This window comes from Chloroflexus sp. (genome assembly GCF_034435895.1).
Lineage (GTDB): Bacteria > Chloroflexota > Chloroflexia > Chloroflexales > Chloroflexaceae > Chloroflexus.
Window position 1 is genome coordinate 1 of record NZ_DAOTWH010000149.1, and the last position, 14,632, is coordinate 14,632.

Sequence of the window (14,632 nt, forward strand, 5' to 3'; positions counted from 1 at the left end):
GAGCCAACGATGCCCGACGCCGAAGCGATACTGGCCCGTCTGCGCCAACGCCGCACTCGTGCCGAACCCGCCGTACCGGCTACGCCGCAACCAGCCGCTAGCGCTCCGTCGCCCGAACCGCGCTTCCAGCCCGGCGACCGGATCATCTGTATGCCGTATGGAGCCGGGAAAGTCCGCTTCAGCATGTTCAGCGGCGATCGCGAAATCCTCTTGGTTGAGTTTGATGAGCACGGTGAACTACGCATCGATCCCTCGGTCAACATCGTCCGCCGTCTCCCGCCAGAGGAGCCTGATCAAGATGAGTAGCAGCTATGTCCAATCCTGTCACGTTGTACCTGCCACTTTTGACCCATACCGACCCGCTGGTGCGCCGACAAGCCACGACGATTCTGCTCACCCACTATGGCAACCGCGCCCTCACCTACTTGCGCCGCTTACTTGACGATCCGGCGCTGAGTGAACAAGCGCGGACAGCCTTAACCAACATCGGTGAAATCACTGGTCTACGAGTCGAGATCCGCCCATTCCGTGGCGTCTATGTGCGTTGTCTTGGCGACTTCCAAGTCTTTATCAACAGCCGCCTGATTGAGCCGAACGAATGGGGACAAAGCGATGGCGGGAAGGCCGGCGGGCGAAAGGTGCAAGGCATCTTTGCCTATCTGGTGCATTGCGGCGCCAGCGGAGCAACGCGCAGCGAGATTACAGCGGCGATTTGGGGCGGCGCGGCTAGCGCCAGCAGCATTGCCCGCACCCTGACCGCCTTACGGCAAGTGCTGCACCACTGCGGCGGCAGTGATCTCGCGACACACCTGCTGCATACTGACCGGCAACGCTGCGCGCTCAACACTGAACTCTACCACAGCGACGCCAATCTGCTCGAACGGACATTCGATCTCGCCGCCAAGACCGCCGAAGAACAAGGCCTTGATGCGGCGCTCTCATTCTACCAATATGCGCTTGACCTGTACGACGGGCCGTACATGGAGGGAATTGCCGGCGCGCAGCAGTGGGCCGCCGAACGGCGAGCAAGCCTGCTCAGCAAGACGGTGCTGGCCGGCGAACGGCTCGCTGCCCATGCCTATGCCGCCGGCAACGAACAGCAATGCTTGCACTATTGCCAGCGCGTCTTAAGCCTCGAACCGCGCGCAGCCGCTGTGGTGAACTGGTACTTGCGCGCTAGCCACCGGCTTGGCTTGCCAGTAGAGATGCAGCGCGTCTACCAGCGCTATCTGGCCGCCACCGGCATCAACCCGCGCCGCAAACGCGACGATCCGGTTGTACGACTCTATCACGAATTAGCGGAGTAGAGCTATGAAGCGCTGCGTCGCCGCTACGATCCGCCTAGCCCACCCTGCAGCTCAGCGACGCGAGCGCGAAACTCATCACTCACCGGCACACTGCGCCCGGCAGCGTAATCGTAGGCCACCAACACCGACTGCGCCGTCGCAATCAGCGCGCCATCGCCAAGCCGGGCAATCGCGTAATCCATGGTAAAACTCTTGCCGCCAATCCGGCTGACCCGCACGCCCACCAGCAACTCATCGCCAAAATGGGCCGGCACTTTGTAACGAATCGTCAGTTCAGCCAGAATAATGCCTAACCGGTCGAGCGAGCCGCCCACCAGCCGCTGGTAATAAGCGATCCGGGCCGATTCGAGATAGGTCGCATAGACCGAATTGTTGACGTGGCCGAGCGCATCAAGATCGCGAAAGCGCACTTCAATCGGGTAATGAAACGGATATTCGGCAAGCACTGCCGGCGCCGGACGAGTCATGCTCTTACTCCTCGTATCACTCTTCATTTTCCAACATCTACCCGGTTACTCTCTGGTATAATGGCGCACAATAAACGCCAAACTGCTCATGTCCATCCCAACCCATTCCAAAACCATGACTGACAAGGAAACAGATATGTCAGCAAATAAAGGCACCATCTTCATCATCGACGATGATCTCGGCCTACAGAGTATTTTGTCATTCGCCCTGCGCAACGCCGGCTACGAGGTGGTGTTGGCCCGCGACGGCCTCGAAGGGTTGCGCATGCTCGAAAATCTCTCGCCTAGCCTCGTCTTGAGCGATATTATGATGCCCAATATGGACGGCGTCGAGACATTCCAGCGCATCAAAGATCGCTTGCAAGACGATGGCATTCCTATCATTCTGATGACGGCGCTCAGCCGCAAGCCGTGGTTTGCTGATCTTGAGGCCGAAGGCGCCGTGATCATCCAGAAGCCGTTTGAGGTCGCGCATCTGGTCGATCTTATTGAGCGGACGTTGAGCTAAGCGCGACAAAATGCGGGCGCAGCCGCGTGTATGTCTCTTCCAACGCTTCAGGGATGAGTTTCGTACCGCCTATTATGGGCATAAAATTATTGTCGCCGTTCCAGCGCGGCACGATATGCATGTGCAGATGATCGGCGATCCCAGCGCCGGCCACACGCCCCAAATTCATGCCAAGGTTAAAGCCGTGGGGCGCATACTCACCCTGTATGATAGCAACGCACTGTTGCGTCAAGGTGAACAATTCCCCGGCAACCCTACTATCAAGCATCGTAAGATCGGCAACGTGCAGATACGGCACCACCATCAGGTGGGCGGTGTTGTAGGGATAAATATTCATCACCACAAAGCAGTGCTGGCCGCGGTAGAGGACGAACCGTTCAGCATCGCTAGCGCTATTGGCAGCAGCCATCGCGCAGAACACGCATCCCTCCTCAGTTTCACCGCGCTTGATATACCGCATGCGCCACGGCGTATACTTAATCTCCATCACGACTCCTGCACGTTTGCGCGCAAAAAGGCTTCGATAAACGGATCAATATCACCATCGAGCACGGCTTGGACGTTGCTCGTCTCATAATCGGTGCGATGGTCTTTGACCAGCGTCGAGGGGTGGAGATAATAGGTACGCATCTGGTTGCCGAACGCCGCCTCGCGATACTCGCCGCGCAGCCGGGCGCGCTCTTCGGCCTGCCGCTGCAATTCGCGTTCGAGCAAGCGGGCGCGCAAGACGCGCAGCGCCGTTTCGCGGTTTTGAATCTGCGAGCGCTCGTTTTGGCACGTCACCACAATCCCGGTCGGCAGGTGGGTAATGCGCACCGCCGAGTCGGTCGTATTGACCCCCTGCCCGCCATGGCCGCCACTACGAAAGACATCGATCCGCAGATCTTCCGGCTTGATCTCCACCTCCGGCGCATCATCCACTTCCGGCATCACCTCGACACGGGCAAAGCTGGTTTGGCGGGTATGGGCCGCGTTAAAGGGCGAGAGCCGGATCAAGCGATGCACGCCGGCTTCGGCGCGGGCATAGCCGTAGGCATACGGGCCACGAATCTCAATCGTCGCGCTCTTGATCCCCGCCTCTTCGCCTTCGCTCAGATCAATCAGATTGACGGTATAACCACGCCGCTCGGCCCAGCGGGTGTACATGCGCAAGAGCATTGCGGCCCAATCTTGGGCATCGGTGCCACCCATCCCGGCCTGTATTGAAAGAAAGGCGTCGCGATCGTCGTACGGGCCGCTGAGTAGCACCTCTAGCTCGCGCTGTTCGACCTCATGCTGAATGGCGCGCAATTCGGCGGCCAGATCACCAGCCAGCGACTCGTCACCTTCCAGCTCGGCCAGCTCGATCAGCTCGGCGAGACTCGTGATCCGGCGCTCAAGATCGTTCCACAGCGTGACCTCTTCTTTCAACCGGGTCAACCGCTGCATAATCTCTTGCGCGGTGCGTGGCGCATTCCACAGATCGGGATCGGCAGCGCGGGCTTCGAGTTGCTCGATCTCGGCTTGCTTGGCCGCTAAGTCAAAGATGCCCCCGCAGATTAGCAAACCGTTCGCGGACTGTTTCGAGTTCGTCGTGCAATTCGGCTAGCATGATCGCTCCTTAGACGGATGATTCGCATCACGTGCGGGCATAGCAGCGCTATGCCCCTCCTACTTTCCCTATGGTACCACAGCTTCGTCTGCCGTATAATAAGCGTAGGATTCACGCTGAAGAAAGCGGTGCAATGATGCGGTATCTCGTGCTGATAGCCGGAGTGATGCTGGCGCTGTGGGGAGCACCGCTACACGCGCAGAGCAACGCGCTCTATTTTGTCGCCACCGGCCAACGGCTTGATGATACCTACGGGTTTCTCAGCGTCTGGCGGGCGAGCGAAGGGCTGCTCACGCTTGGTCAGCCGATCAGCGCCCCCTTCCGCGACGGCGAGTTGATGGTGCAATATTTCGAGCGCGGCAGGCTGGAACTGCATCCGGCCTATAACAACGCTGTACTGCGCGGAAGGGTCGGGGCCGAGTACGCCGCTGCGTTGGGCCGGTCATTCCCGCTCCCCACTTCAGCCGCGCGTGCATCCCCCGCGCGCCGTTTCTTCGCCGAGACCGGTTACACCCTTGGGCCGCCTTTCCTCGCTTTCTGGGAAGCGCATGGCGCGATCGATGTTTTTGGTCTGCCGATCAGCGAACCACGCTGGGAATACGTTGGCGGCGCGTTGCGGCAAGTGCAATACTTTGAACGGGCTCGGCTCGAAGTCGATCCGCGACCCGCCGATCCGGTCAACGCGGTGCGGATCAGCGACCTTGGCCGCGATCTGGCCCGCCTGCGCGGAATCGATCTGAGCCCGGTCGCCGCTGGCAATGCACTACCGGTTGATGCCAACGGCCAACCCCAAGCGGCGCCGCCTGCATCAACCCCAGCCGCTGCGCCTACCCCGGCGTCGGCAGCGAAACCACCGGCTCCCAAACCTGCCCAACCGGTCATCCGCTCGACCGGTGACAAACTGATCATCGTCGATCTGAGCGACCAATGGCTCTACGCGCTCGACGGCGACCGCATCATCTTCGACGCGCCGGTTTCAACCGGACGAGATGGCTTTAACACGCCGGTCGGCTCCTTCAGCATCTACGCCAAAGTGCGCGAACAGACTATGCGCGGCTGCGCCGGCGGCGAATGCTGGGTCGTCCCCCGTGTCCCCCACGCAATGTACATCGTCGGCGGCGTCGCGCTGCACGGCACCTACTGGCACAACCAGTTTGGCACTGGTGTGCGCCGTAGCCACGGCTGCATCAACCTGCCACTTAAATCAGCGGCATGGCTCTACGAATGGGCGCCGGTGGGGACACCGGTAGTGGTGCGGCGGTAGAAAAACGTCACCCCTCTCCCGCATGGCGAGAGAGGGGGATTGAATAGCCACGAAAAGCCACAAAAGGCGCAAAAATCTGAGGTTTGTGGTTCGTTGTGGCTATTCCCCAAACCGCGTTGCGCGCTCTGCGTCCTTGGCGGCTTGGCGTGTGATCCCGCTGCGGCTTCGGGTTGGCCCCCACCCCTCGCCCCTCCCCCAGCGGGGGAGGGGCGTTGCCCGTCCCCTTGGCCTCCTCTCATACTGACGCGGGAGAGGGGAAGCCGCTGCATGGCTGGCGTAGCCAATCGCTCGATCGAACACGATGGTCGCCCCGCTCCCGTGTTAGACCGGGGATGAGGGCTATTCCACCACGATGGTCATCACCGTCTGCCATGAACCCACATTGCCCGCATTATCGAGCGGCTTCACCCGCAACCAGTACGTGCCGGGATCCAACAGCGGCGCCGTCACGCTTGGCTCGGTCACAAACCACTCGCTCTCACCCGCCGGATCGGGGCCGAGGTAGAGCCGGTAGCCGGACACTCCCGACAGCGGGTCGCTCGCCGCGGGCCACACTAGCGTGATCGCTTGATTGCGGGCCAGCGCCAGCGTTTGAGGTGTCGCTACCAATACCGGCGGCGAGATGTCGTAACCAACCGGCCCGTAGCTCGCCAGCGTCTGCCGGCCATCAGGCCCCCACGCCCGCACATAGAGCGTATGCCAGCCCTCACCCATATCAGCTAGGCGGGCATAGCCGTCGTAAGCGCCGGGGAACATCGGGGTATCAGCCGGCGGCTCGGCATCCCACGCTTGGCTGAGGCCGCCGCCACCCCACGCCACGCTAAAATCGATCTGGTGATTGACGTTATACCACCCGGACGGAAGGGCTGCGCTGGTAAACGTCACCGCTGGATCTTGCAGTGACATCGCCGTCAACACCTTGCCGCCATGCTGATTACAGCCACCGATTTCAGGCAAATCGTAACCCTCGGCAAACTTGAGCGTCACCGACTGGCGCCCGCTCCAGCCATTCGCGCCAGCAGTATAGGCTACAAAGTGCAAATGGGGAATACCGGGCGAACCACGATCACCCGCATACCCTAGCACATCGCCAGCCGCAAACGCATAACCGCGCTCGGTTGTCACCGGACGGCTGAGATGGGTATACATCGTAAAGAAGTTATTGCCGTGGGAAAGGATAATCGTGCCGCTGCGCGCCTCCCAGTGCCAAAGCGTACCGGAGGCAGCCGCCCGAATCGGAGCGTTGTAGGTCGGGCCATTCACTTGAGCCAAATCGAGCGCGTAGCGATCCCAGCCAGTATGGGTGCCACAAGCGTATCCCTGAATAATGCGCCATGGTTCGCCGGGGGGAGTGGGGAGGACGAGGGTGGGAGCGGCGGCGACAGGCACAGGTCGAACAACGAGCGAGAGCATTACGGCGAACAGCCAGCCGAGCGCGAACAAAGAGCGACGGCGGCGCGTCGAATGCGTCACCATGCAGATATTCCCTCCGGGCGTTGCCACACACGGGGCCAACGCCATTCAACACGGAATCACGTCGTCGCACCGCAGTGCGACGATGGAACAGGACGAACATGGTCCTGTCGCGGAGCGCTGTGTCATATACAGCAAGGTATATGACAAATGTTGCCAATATCATCTTCGACATGGCACGTCGGCAAGATACCATGAGTCGGCGATATGGTCAAATAATGGTTTAGATCGCCGCAACAACGCCCAAAACATGCGATATAAGCGAGGTTTGGTCATTGCAATGGGGCGCCCCCCTGTCATTGCGAGGGAGCGGCGGTACCCGGCGCAGTCGGGTGCTGCCCGACCGAAGCAAGCTCCCCCTTTAGCGGTATAGATGCCTGAGCGCACATCTTCCGCTCTCGCGGGGGATTGCTTCGCCGCCTACGGCGGCTCACAATGACAGCGGAAAGCGGCGCGAGGCGACCCTGCTGTCATTGCGAGGGAGCGGCGGTACGATAGTCTTCAAACCAACCGCCCTAGCCGTGGTACAATGCAGGCAAGACCGCGACCAGCAAAACGCGCATCACGCACCTATGTCGCCCACCACCCAATCCATCCTCATCGTCGGCGCTGCCGACACCGGGAGAGCGCCGATCGCCGCTGCCCTGCTACGCCGGATGGCGCAGGCCCGTGGCTACTCGTGGCAGATCGCCTCGGCTGGCGTTGTCGGTCACGATGACGCCCCGTTGCAACCAGCGGCGCGCGATGCGCTGGCGGTGCTTGGCTTCGCCGCCGATGATCACATCGCCCGCTCGCTGACCGATGAGCTAGCGGCGGCAGCCAACGTGCTGATTGCCGTCGATAGCGGGATTGCCCGCGTGCTGCGCAGTCGTTACCCGCAAGCGACAATCGCTTCACTCGGTGAATTGGCCGGAAGGGCGCGAGATATTCCCGATCCCGCCGGGATGCAGGTCGGCGCGTGGCTACATTACAGTCGCGAAATGGAACAGTTGCTGCGCGAGGGGTTTGCCCGCATTGTGGCTACGCTCAGCGGCGAAACCGCACCAGCGCCGCCGGAACCAGTAGCAGCGCCACCGCCAACGCCGCTAGCCTCAGCGGAACCGCCTCCTGAACGGCAAGCCATCTGTACCCGCGCCACCCGCCTGCTCGACGCGATACAGGCGATGCCCGACGTAATTGATTGGCCGGCAGCGCGTGGCCGCATCCAAACGACGTTGGCCGAACTCATCCCGCTGGCAGCCGCGCCCACCGATCTCACTGCGCTGTACGTCGAAGCGATCAATCTCTGGCTCACGCGCCAACCCACTGTCCCTGCCGCTGACCGGCTCAAACGTTTGCGCACCGCGATCGAACGCGCTCACCAGCCGGTTGGGCAGACCGAGGTAGCGGAGGTTATCCGGTGGGTGGATTGATCCCGCATACAGCCGTACGGCGGTACGGTGATAGGCCACACGACGCACGGTGCTGCGCCGGCCAACACTTCTAATGTGGAGCCGCACGGCCGTGCGGCTCTACGGGGGCTATTACATGATGTACAACCGCACAGCCGTGCGGCTCCATAATGATGCACTGCGTGAATGATTCTTACTATCCCGCAATGACGGTTTCAAAAGCCACCTGCAACCGGCTGGACGGCTGCGCTAGCGCATTCAGCTTCTCAAACCCGATCACGTGCCCATTGCGATCCTTCATCAGGATCACTTCATCACCAGTCTCTTCGCAAATATATTCATCTTGCGGCTCGCCAAACCAGACGGTCAGGGTATTACCGACCTGATCATAGAAAACCTTCACGTGGGCCATATGCGTTTACCTTCTTTGATTGCGTCAGTAGGATATGTAGTTATTAAAAACCCATCCCCGTTCAAACGTTTTGTCACTGCACAAACCCAACGCCCAAGACGTTCTGGTTTGTAAAACAAATACACGTTTGGATCGTTCTTACTCTGGCGAACTTCGGATGGATCCCGCAATGCCGCTTTCACATCTTCCTCACGCCCGCCATCACTGGATGTTTCTCTGTACCGATGTGATACCAATAATTACGGGTAACTCGCACTCGAAAGCCTAGTGGAGTGAGAACCTCAAATAAGAGCTGATCCAATGAGTCTGCTTTATCCATAAGCTAGAGTGAATGATAAACTGGGTAGGTAGGCTAAGAACTATCATTGCACAACATAATCACCTAGCCAACTTAGATAACACCACCCTTGTGCAACTGCACGGCGTGCGGCCCTACATCACCCTACCAACCCGCCAATCACGGCCCACCCCACCACCACCGCCCATGGCGGCGCTCGCCATACGTGCAGCGCCGCAAATGCGCTCAACGCCAACGCCACATCCACTGGCCCGCGAATGGCGCTGGTGATGACCGGCTGGTACAACGCCGCCAGCAAGATTCCCACCACCGCTGCGTTAATTCCTGCTAGCGCCGCTTGCGCTGCCGGCTGCGCGCGCAATGCGGCCCAGAACGGCAAGGCTGCCCACACTAGCAAAAACGACGGCAAAAAGATCGCAACCAGCGCCAGCGTGCCGCCGAGCCATCCGCCGGGAGGCGCTGCTGCCACCGCGCCAAGGTAGGCGCTGAAGGTGAACAACGGCCCCGGCACCGCTTGCGCCGCGCCATAGCCGGCAATGAAGGTGTCGGCGTTCATCAAGCCTTTACCGACCGTCACCGTCTCGAGCAAGGGCAACACCACATGCCCGCCGCCGAACACCAGCGACCCGCTGCGCACCATGCCGGCTAGCAGCGTCAACGTCGCATCATTGCTCAGCGTTGCCAGCAGCGATCCGCCGAGCAGCACGGCAAAGAGGGCCGCGAAGCCAATCCCGGCGCGCGGGGTAACCGGTGAGGGGAAGATCGCCCCATTGGTGCTGGCAACCTTCAGCAACCGCCACCCGGCCAACCCGCTTAGCCCGATCACCAGCAGTTGCACCAGCGCATCCGGCCAGATCAGCAAGATGATCGCCGCCGCAATTGCAAGGGTAGCACGCAACCGATCCGGGCAAAGGCGCTGGGCCATCTGCCACACCGCCTGCGCGACCACTGCCACCACCACCACCTTGAGACCACGCAACCACCCGCTGGACGGATCACCCAATACCGTCACGCCATACGCCACACCGATCATGAGTAATGCTGACGGCAGCGTAAAGCCGAGCCACGCCGCCAACCCGCCCAGAAAACCGGCCCGAATCGTCCCCATCGCAATCCCCACTTGGCTGCTAGCTGGGCCGGGCAGAAACTGGCAGAGCGCGATCAGATCGGCGTAGGCCACTTCATCCAGCCACCGCCGCCGCTCGACAAACTCGGTGCGAAAATAGCCCAAATGCGCCACCGGCCCGCCGAACGAGGTCAATCCCAAGCGCAAAAACACTGAAAACACCGTTAGCGGCGACATCATATCCCATCCCGTAGGGGGCATAGCGTGCTATGCCCCTACCTCGTCTTGATACCACTTACACACCGCGCGCAACGGGCAACCGTCATGGCGATCCAAAAAACTATTGCGGCCCGGCTGGCGTGAATAGACCCGCCGCGCCGGCGGGCCATCGCAGCGGGGCCGCACCAGACAATAACGCACGGCCAACTCGTTCAACTGAGCATGGAAATCGGCCAGCAATACCGGATCAGCCGGCAGTTCGCCGGCAATCGCCTGTTGCACCTGCGCATAGCTCGCCCGCTCCCACGCCAACCGCTCTGGCGCGACGCGGGAAAAGATCCGGCGGGTGTAGGCATCAACCACAAACAGCGGATGCTGCCCGGCGTAGAGCAAAATCACATCCGCCGTCTCTGGCCCGATCCGCGGCAACTGCAACAACTCGGCTCGCAGCGCCACCGTCGGGCGGCTCAGCATCGTCGCCAGATCGCCATACCGTGCCTGAATAGCGCGGGCCAGCGCGATCAAACTGCTCGCCTTTTGCCGGTACAACGCGCAAGGGTAGATCAATGCCGCCAACTGCCCGGCGTCTGCCTCTGCCAGCGCCGCCAGATCAAGCAAACCGGCGCCGTGCATGCGCATCACCGCCGCTTCCACTGTCTCCCAGCGCGTCTGCTGCACCAGTATCGCGCCGATGGCCATCTCAAGCTGAGGGTTATCACTCACGATTGGCCACCACGGGCTCGTCGCTTGGGGGCCGTGCAACGGGCCAAAATGGGCCGCCAGCCGGTGGTAGATGTCGATGATCCGCTGCATCATTATTGCCAAACACCAAAGCGCGCCGAGAGCATAATGTACTCATCACACTCTCTGCGTGCCTTGGTTCAACGCGCTTACACCGTGGGCATAGCGCCTTGCACCGCTACCGGCATATACATGTCGCGCAGGTAGTCGGCCAGCATTCGGCGCGTGCTAAAGATTGGCGCTACCGTGGCGATCGCCTCTTTGCAAATCTGCACCCACTCCACCGGAATGCCGTTCGCGTCACGGTTGTCGTAATAGCGCGGCACAATCTCGTGCTCCAGCAAGTGGTAGAGCGACATGGCATCGTTCCAATCCTGCTCTTCCTGATTGGCATACTCGCGCTCTTCGCCAATCGCCCACCCATTGCGCCCGTTGTACGCTTCCGGCCACCAGCCATCGAGCACCGAACAGTTCGGCACGCCGTTCAAGCTCGCCTTCATCCCACTGGTGCCGCTGGCTTCATACGGCCGGCGCGGATTGTTGAGCCAGACATCGACCCCCTGCACCAACGCCCGCCCGACCGCCATATCGTACTCTTCGAGGAAGACGATCCGGCCAGCCAAACCCGGTTGCATCGCCAGCCGGTAGACATCTTGAATGAACTGCTTGCCGGGGTCGTCGCGGGGATGGGCCTTGCCGGAAAAGATAATCTGCACCGGCTTGCCCGGCCGGTTGAGAATGGCCTTCAGCCGCTCAATATCTTTGAAGAGCAGCGTCGCCCGCTTATACGTTGCAAACCGGCGCGCAAAACCGATGGTGAGAATGTTCTCTTCGAGTACTGGCCAGACCGGCGCCGGAATGCCGAGCCGTATGTAGTGTTGTTGCAAGCGCTGGCGGCTGAACGCGATCAGATCGCTCTTGAGCTTTTGGCGGGTACGCCAGAAGGTTTCGTTCGGAATCTGGTACACCTTCCGCCAGAGCTGCGAATCGTCGAGGTTGTCTTCCCAATTCTTGCCGAGGTACGAATTATAGAGCGTGCGCATTTCCGGCGCCAGCCACGTCGCCGTATGCACGCCGTTGGTAATCGACGTGATCGGCACTTCGTCTTGGGCGCGGCCGGGGTAGAGCCACTGCCACATCCCGCGCGCCACGTGGCCGTGCAGCTTGCTCACCCCGTTGTGGTAGGCCGAAAAGCGCAGCGCCAACGCCGTCATGGCAAAGGTCGGCCCCCAGTGCTGCTCTTGCAGGGCCAGATTCATAAACTCATCGCGAGTGAGGTTAAGCTGCGGCCAGAAGCTCCAGAAGAACTTCTCGATCATCGGCAGCGGGAAGGCATCGTTGCCCGCCGGCACCGGCGTGTGGGTAGTAAAGACGCAGTGGGCCTTGACCTGCTCCATCGCCTCTTCAAAGCTATAGCCCTGCGCCACCAGCTCGCGGCACAGCTCAAGGACGAGGAAGGCCGAGTGGCCTTCGTTCATGTGCCAAACGGTCGGCTTGTAGCCGAGCCGGCGCAACGCGCGCACACCGCCGATCCCCAACACCAGCTCTTGCGAGATGCGCATCTCTTGGTCGCCGCCGTACAGCCGCGCCGACAACTCACGGTCTTGCGGACTGTTCGGGTGGATGTCAGTATCCATCAAGAGTAGCTCGGTGCGACCCACCTGAAACTTGTAGACCTTGGCGTAGATCGTGCGACCGGGCAGCTCGACCTCAACCACCACCTCGCGACCTTCGGGATCGAGCGCGGGCAGCGCTGGCACATCAGCGAAATTGAGCTTGTTGTACTCGGCATGTTGCCAGCCGCTCTGATCAATGCGCTGCCGGAAGTACCCCTGCGGGTAGATGAAGCCAACGCCGACCAGCGGAATCCCCATATCGCTGGCCTCTTTGATATGATCGCCCGACAAGATGCCCAAACCGCCCGAATAGATTGGCAAACTCTCGTGCAAGCCAAACTCGGCGCTAAAGTAAGCGATCAGCGTGTCTTTCGATTCCGGGTAATGTTTGCTAAACCACGTCTTCTTGGCGCTCATATAGCTGTCAAAACTCTTGAGCACCGCGTCATACCGCTTCAAATAGGCCGGATCGTTCGCCGCCGCCTCAAGCTTGCGCTGGCGCACGTCACGCAAAAATTCGACCGGATTGTGGTACACCAGCTCCCATAATTCCGGGTCGATCGAGCGGTACAAGTCTTGCGCTTCGGGATGCCACGTCCACCAGAGATTGTAGGCAAGCTCACGGAGCCGAGCAATCCGTCCCGGACAGGGCGTGAACAGGATCTCGTGTTCAAACCGTAGCATGGTTTCCTCACATCGTCATCTGATGCTAACCGCCGGCGATACCGGCATGATAACAAGAATCTTGCGTGTAACCGCCTCTCATGATCGCATGCGGATTCGAGCGTAGCAAACGGCGGCTTGCCTGCATTGTAGCCGCTGAAGGCGAATTTGTCTACTATGCAACTAATTTTCTCGCTGGCCCGGCCCGATCCGTGTCTCATGCACTCCGCTTACTGCTATAATAGCCGTGGTACACACCAAGCCCTTTACACCGGCTCAATACATGGCATGAACCATCTGCTCACCAGCCACTGGTCGATCGAGTTAGCGAGCGACCAGCCCACGGCCCAGTTCGCCGCTCACGAGTTGCGCCGCGCCTTCCAACGGATGGGAGGGCCGGTGTTGCCAATCACCGCTGCCGCCGCCGGCCCGTGCATTGCGTTGCGCCACGGCCCCGACGGCGATGGCTTTGTGCGCATGACCGGCGAGCGCGGTCTGGTGCTGATCGGTGAAGGGCCGCGCGGCTTGCTCTACGCAGTCTATAGCTTGCTGGAAGAGTTGGGATGGCGTTGGGTCGGCCCCGGCCCTGCCGATGAGCATGTGCCGCGCTGTGCCCAGATTCGCTTGCCTGCCGCAACGGTCGCCGAGCAGCCGGCATTCGCCCGTCGCGGCTTGGTGATCGGGCACGACCTCTTTCTCGCGCAGGCCGAAGCGTGGATCGCATGGGCGGCGCGGGCGAGGCTCAACACCATCTTCATCCATACCATCGGCGCCAGCGGGAGGTCGCTCGGCGCCTGCCGCTGGCGCTACTGGCAGCAACGCCGCTCCCGGCTGTGGTCGCTGATCGCCGAACGTGGCCTGCGGCTCGAAATCGGCGGCCACCATCTGCGCGACGCCGTGCCACGCCGGCTCTTCCGCCAACAACCTGATCTCTTCCGCTATGACGGTCGCCGGCGGGTGGCCGATGGCAACCCTTGCCCGACCAATCCAGCCACCCAAGCCTTGGTGCGCGATTGGGCGCGCAGGTTGTTCGCCGCCGAACCCAACGCCAGCGTGTATCACCTCTGGCCAGAAGACCGGCTCGGCGGCGGGTGGTGCGCCTGCCCGCAATGCCGCGCCTTATCGCCGTCTGACCAGTCGCTGCTCCTTGCCAATACGATAGCGGCAGCCTTGGCCGAACACAACCCCGCTGCTCACATCGCCTATCTCGCCTACCACGACACTTTCGCCCCGCCGCAGCTCATCGCGCCGGCAGCTAATGTCGAGGTAGTGATCGCGCCGCGCCAACGATCGTATGCCGCCGGTATCGGCGACACCGCCAACCCGGTCAACGGGCCGCTGGCCGGGCAAATCGCTGTCTTGCGCGCCGCCTTCCCCGCCGGCGCCAGCGTGTTTGAATACTACCTTGACGGGATTTTGTTCAAATCGGCCTTGCCGCCGCTCGGCCCAACCATCGCCGCCGACCTGCGCGCCTACCGCGAATGGGGGCTTGATGGCGTTCACGTTTTGCTAACTGGCGACCGGCCATGGCTAGCGGTTGGCCCCAACCCGCACAGCTTTGCGGCGCTGGCGTGGCAACCGCAGCGCGAGTCAGCGGCGCTGCGCGGCGAATACGC

Annotated in this window: 13 protein-coding genes and 1 pseudogene; 6 read left to right on the forward strand and 8 right to left on the reverse strand. The window is 61.2% G+C overall.

The window, feature by feature from the left end:
* Positions 1-306: pseudogene (locus tag U9R81_RS08965) on the forward strand (helicase); the annotation flags it as partial.
* Between the two features lie 5 nt (positions 307-311).
* A complete protein-coding gene (locus U9R81_RS08970; RefSeq protein ID WP_322495145.1) occupies positions 312-1,307 on the forward strand; it encodes a bacterial transcriptional activator domain-containing protein in 996 nt (331 codons plus the stop codon).
* A 23-nt stretch (positions 1,308-1,330) separates the two neighbouring features.
* Here U9R81_RS08970 and U9R81_RS08975 read toward each other — a convergent pair whose 3' ends face one another.
* Positions 1,331-1,774: a thioesterase family protein gene (locus tag U9R81_RS08975; protein ID WP_322495146.1), complete on the reverse strand. Its 444-nt coding sequence runs from the start codon at positions 1,772-1,774 to the stop codon at positions 1,331-1,333.
* 136 nt (positions 1,775-1,910) lie between these two features.
* On the opposite strand from U9R81_RS08975, the gene U9R81_RS08980 reads away from it, so the two are divergent.
* Positions 1,911-2,282, forward strand: a complete 372-nt coding sequence (locus tag U9R81_RS08980; protein ID WP_322495147.1) for a response regulator — start codon at positions 1,911-1,913, stop codon at positions 2,280-2,282.
* On the opposite strand, the gene U9R81_RS08985 is transcribed toward U9R81_RS08980, so the two are convergent.
* On the reverse strand, positions 2,260-2,769 hold the full coding sequence (locus tag U9R81_RS08985) for an HIT domain-containing protein (protein WP_322495148.1): 510 nt from the start codon (positions 2,767-2,769) through the stop codon (positions 2,260-2,262). The genes U9R81_RS08980 and U9R81_RS08985 overlap by 23 nt on opposite strands.
* Positions 2,769-3,873 (reverse strand): peptide chain release factor 2 gene (prfB, locus tag U9R81_RS08990; protein WP_322495149.1). Its coding sequence is split into 2 segments (ribosomal slippage): positions 2,769-3,803 and positions 3,805-3,873, totalling 1,104 coding nucleotides; the frame shifts between segments, so codons are not numbered across the junction. The genes U9R81_RS08985 and prfB overlap by 1 nt, the downstream gene beginning before the upstream one ends.
* Before the next feature lie 133 nt (positions 3,874-4,006).
* On the opposite strand from prfB, the gene U9R81_RS08995 reads away from it, so the two are divergent.
* Positions 4,007-5,137: a L,D-transpeptidase gene (locus tag U9R81_RS08995; protein ID WP_322495150.1), complete on the forward strand. Its 1,131-nt coding sequence runs from the start codon at positions 4,007-4,009 to the stop codon at positions 5,135-5,137.
* A 339-nt stretch (positions 5,138-5,476) separates the two neighbouring features.
* On the opposite strand, the gene U9R81_RS09000 is transcribed toward U9R81_RS08995, so the two are convergent.
* Complete coding sequence (locus tag U9R81_RS09000) at positions 5,477-6,613, reverse strand: peptidoglycan DD-metalloendopeptidase family protein (RefSeq protein ID WP_322495151.1); 1,137 nt, start codon at positions 6,611-6,613, stop codon at positions 5,477-5,479.
* A gap of 569 nt (positions 6,614-7,182) precedes the next feature.
* Here U9R81_RS09000 and U9R81_RS09005 point away from each other — a divergent pair.
* Positions 7,183-8,022, forward strand: coding sequence for a low molecular weight phosphatase family protein (locus U9R81_RS09005; protein ID WP_322495152.1), 840 nt, complete (start codon positions 7,183-7,185; stop codon positions 8,020-8,022).
* Positions 8,023-8,197: 175 nt separating this feature from the next.
* Here the strand turns inward: U9R81_RS09005 and U9R81_RS09010 are convergent, their stop codons facing one another.
* The 4 genes from U9R81_RS09010 to glgP form a co-directional block, all read right to left on the reverse strand.
* On the reverse strand, positions 8,198-8,413 hold the full coding sequence (locus U9R81_RS09010; protein WP_322495153.1) for a DUF2283 domain-containing protein: 216 nt from the start codon (positions 8,411-8,413) through the stop codon (positions 8,198-8,200).
* Positions 8,414-8,850: 437 nt separating this feature from the next.
* On the reverse strand, positions 8,851-10,017 hold the full coding sequence (gene chrA, locus U9R81_RS09015) for a chromate efflux transporter (protein ID WP_322495154.1): 1,167 nt from the start codon (positions 10,015-10,017) through the stop codon (positions 8,851-8,853).
* Positions 10,018-10,044: 27 nt separating this feature from the next.
* Positions 10,045-10,812 carry a Fe-S cluster assembly protein HesB gene (locus U9R81_RS09020; RefSeq protein WP_322495155.1) on the reverse strand — a complete coding sequence of 256 codons (768 nt, stop codon included), beginning with the start codon at positions 10,810-10,812 and terminating at the stop codon, positions 10,045-10,047.
* Between the two features lie 74 nt (positions 10,813-10,886).
* Complete coding sequence (gene glgP, locus U9R81_RS09025) at positions 10,887-13,037, reverse strand: alpha-glucan family phosphorylase (RefSeq protein WP_322495156.1); 2,151 nt, start codon at positions 13,035-13,037, stop codon at positions 10,887-10,889.
* Between the two features lie 156 nt (positions 13,038-13,193).
* Here glgP and U9R81_RS09030 point away from each other — a divergent pair.
* The coding region (locus U9R81_RS09030) for a DUF4838 domain-containing protein (RefSeq protein ID WP_322495157.1) at positions 13,194-14,632 on the forward strand (1,439 nt) is incomplete at its 3' end.

Excerpts from the sequence above, each read along its gene's own strand:
- U9R81_RS08995 (WP_322495150.1), top strand. The coding sequence starts at position 4,007 with ATGATGCGGTATCTCGTGCTGATAGCCGGAGTGATGCTGGCGCTGTGG.
- U9R81_RS09010 (WP_322495153.1), bottom strand. The coding sequence starts at position 8,413 with ATGGCCCACGTGAAGGTTTTCTATGATCAGGTCGGTAATACCCTGACC.
- U9R81_RS08980 (WP_322495147.1), top strand. The coding sequence starts at position 1,911 with ATGTCAGCAAATAAAGGCACCATCTTCATCATCGACGATGATCTCGGC.
- U9R81_RS09005 (WP_322495152.1), top strand. The coding sequence starts at position 7,183 with ATGTCGCCCACCACCCAATCCATCCTCATCGTCGGCGCTGCCGACACC.
- U9R81_RS08975 (WP_322495146.1), bottom strand. The coding sequence starts at position 1,774 with ATGACTCGTCCGGCGCCGGCAGTGCTTGCCGAATATCCGTTTCATTAC.
- glgP (WP_322495156.1), bottom strand. The coding sequence starts at position 13,037 with ATGCTACGGTTTGAACACGAGATCCTGTTCACGCCCTGTCCGGGACGG.
- U9R81_RS09000 (WP_322495151.1), bottom strand. The coding sequence starts at position 6,613 with ATGGTGACGCATTCGACGCGCCGCCGTCGCTCTTTGTTCGCGCTCGGC.
- U9R81_RS08970 (WP_322495145.1), top strand. The coding sequence starts at position 312 with ATGTCCAATCCTGTCACGTTGTACCTGCCACTTTTGACCCATACCGAC.
- U9R81_RS08985 (WP_322495148.1), bottom strand. The coding sequence starts at position 2,769 with ATGGAGATTAAGTATACGCCGTGGCGCATGCGGTATATCAAGCGCGGT.
- U9R81_RS09020 (WP_322495155.1), bottom strand. The coding sequence starts at position 10,812 with ATGATGCAGCGGATCATCGACATCTACCACCGGCTGGCGGCCCATTTT.
- chrA (WP_322495154.1), bottom strand. The coding sequence starts at position 10,017 with ATGATGTCGCCGCTAACGGTGTTTTCAGTGTTTTTGCGCTTGGGATTG.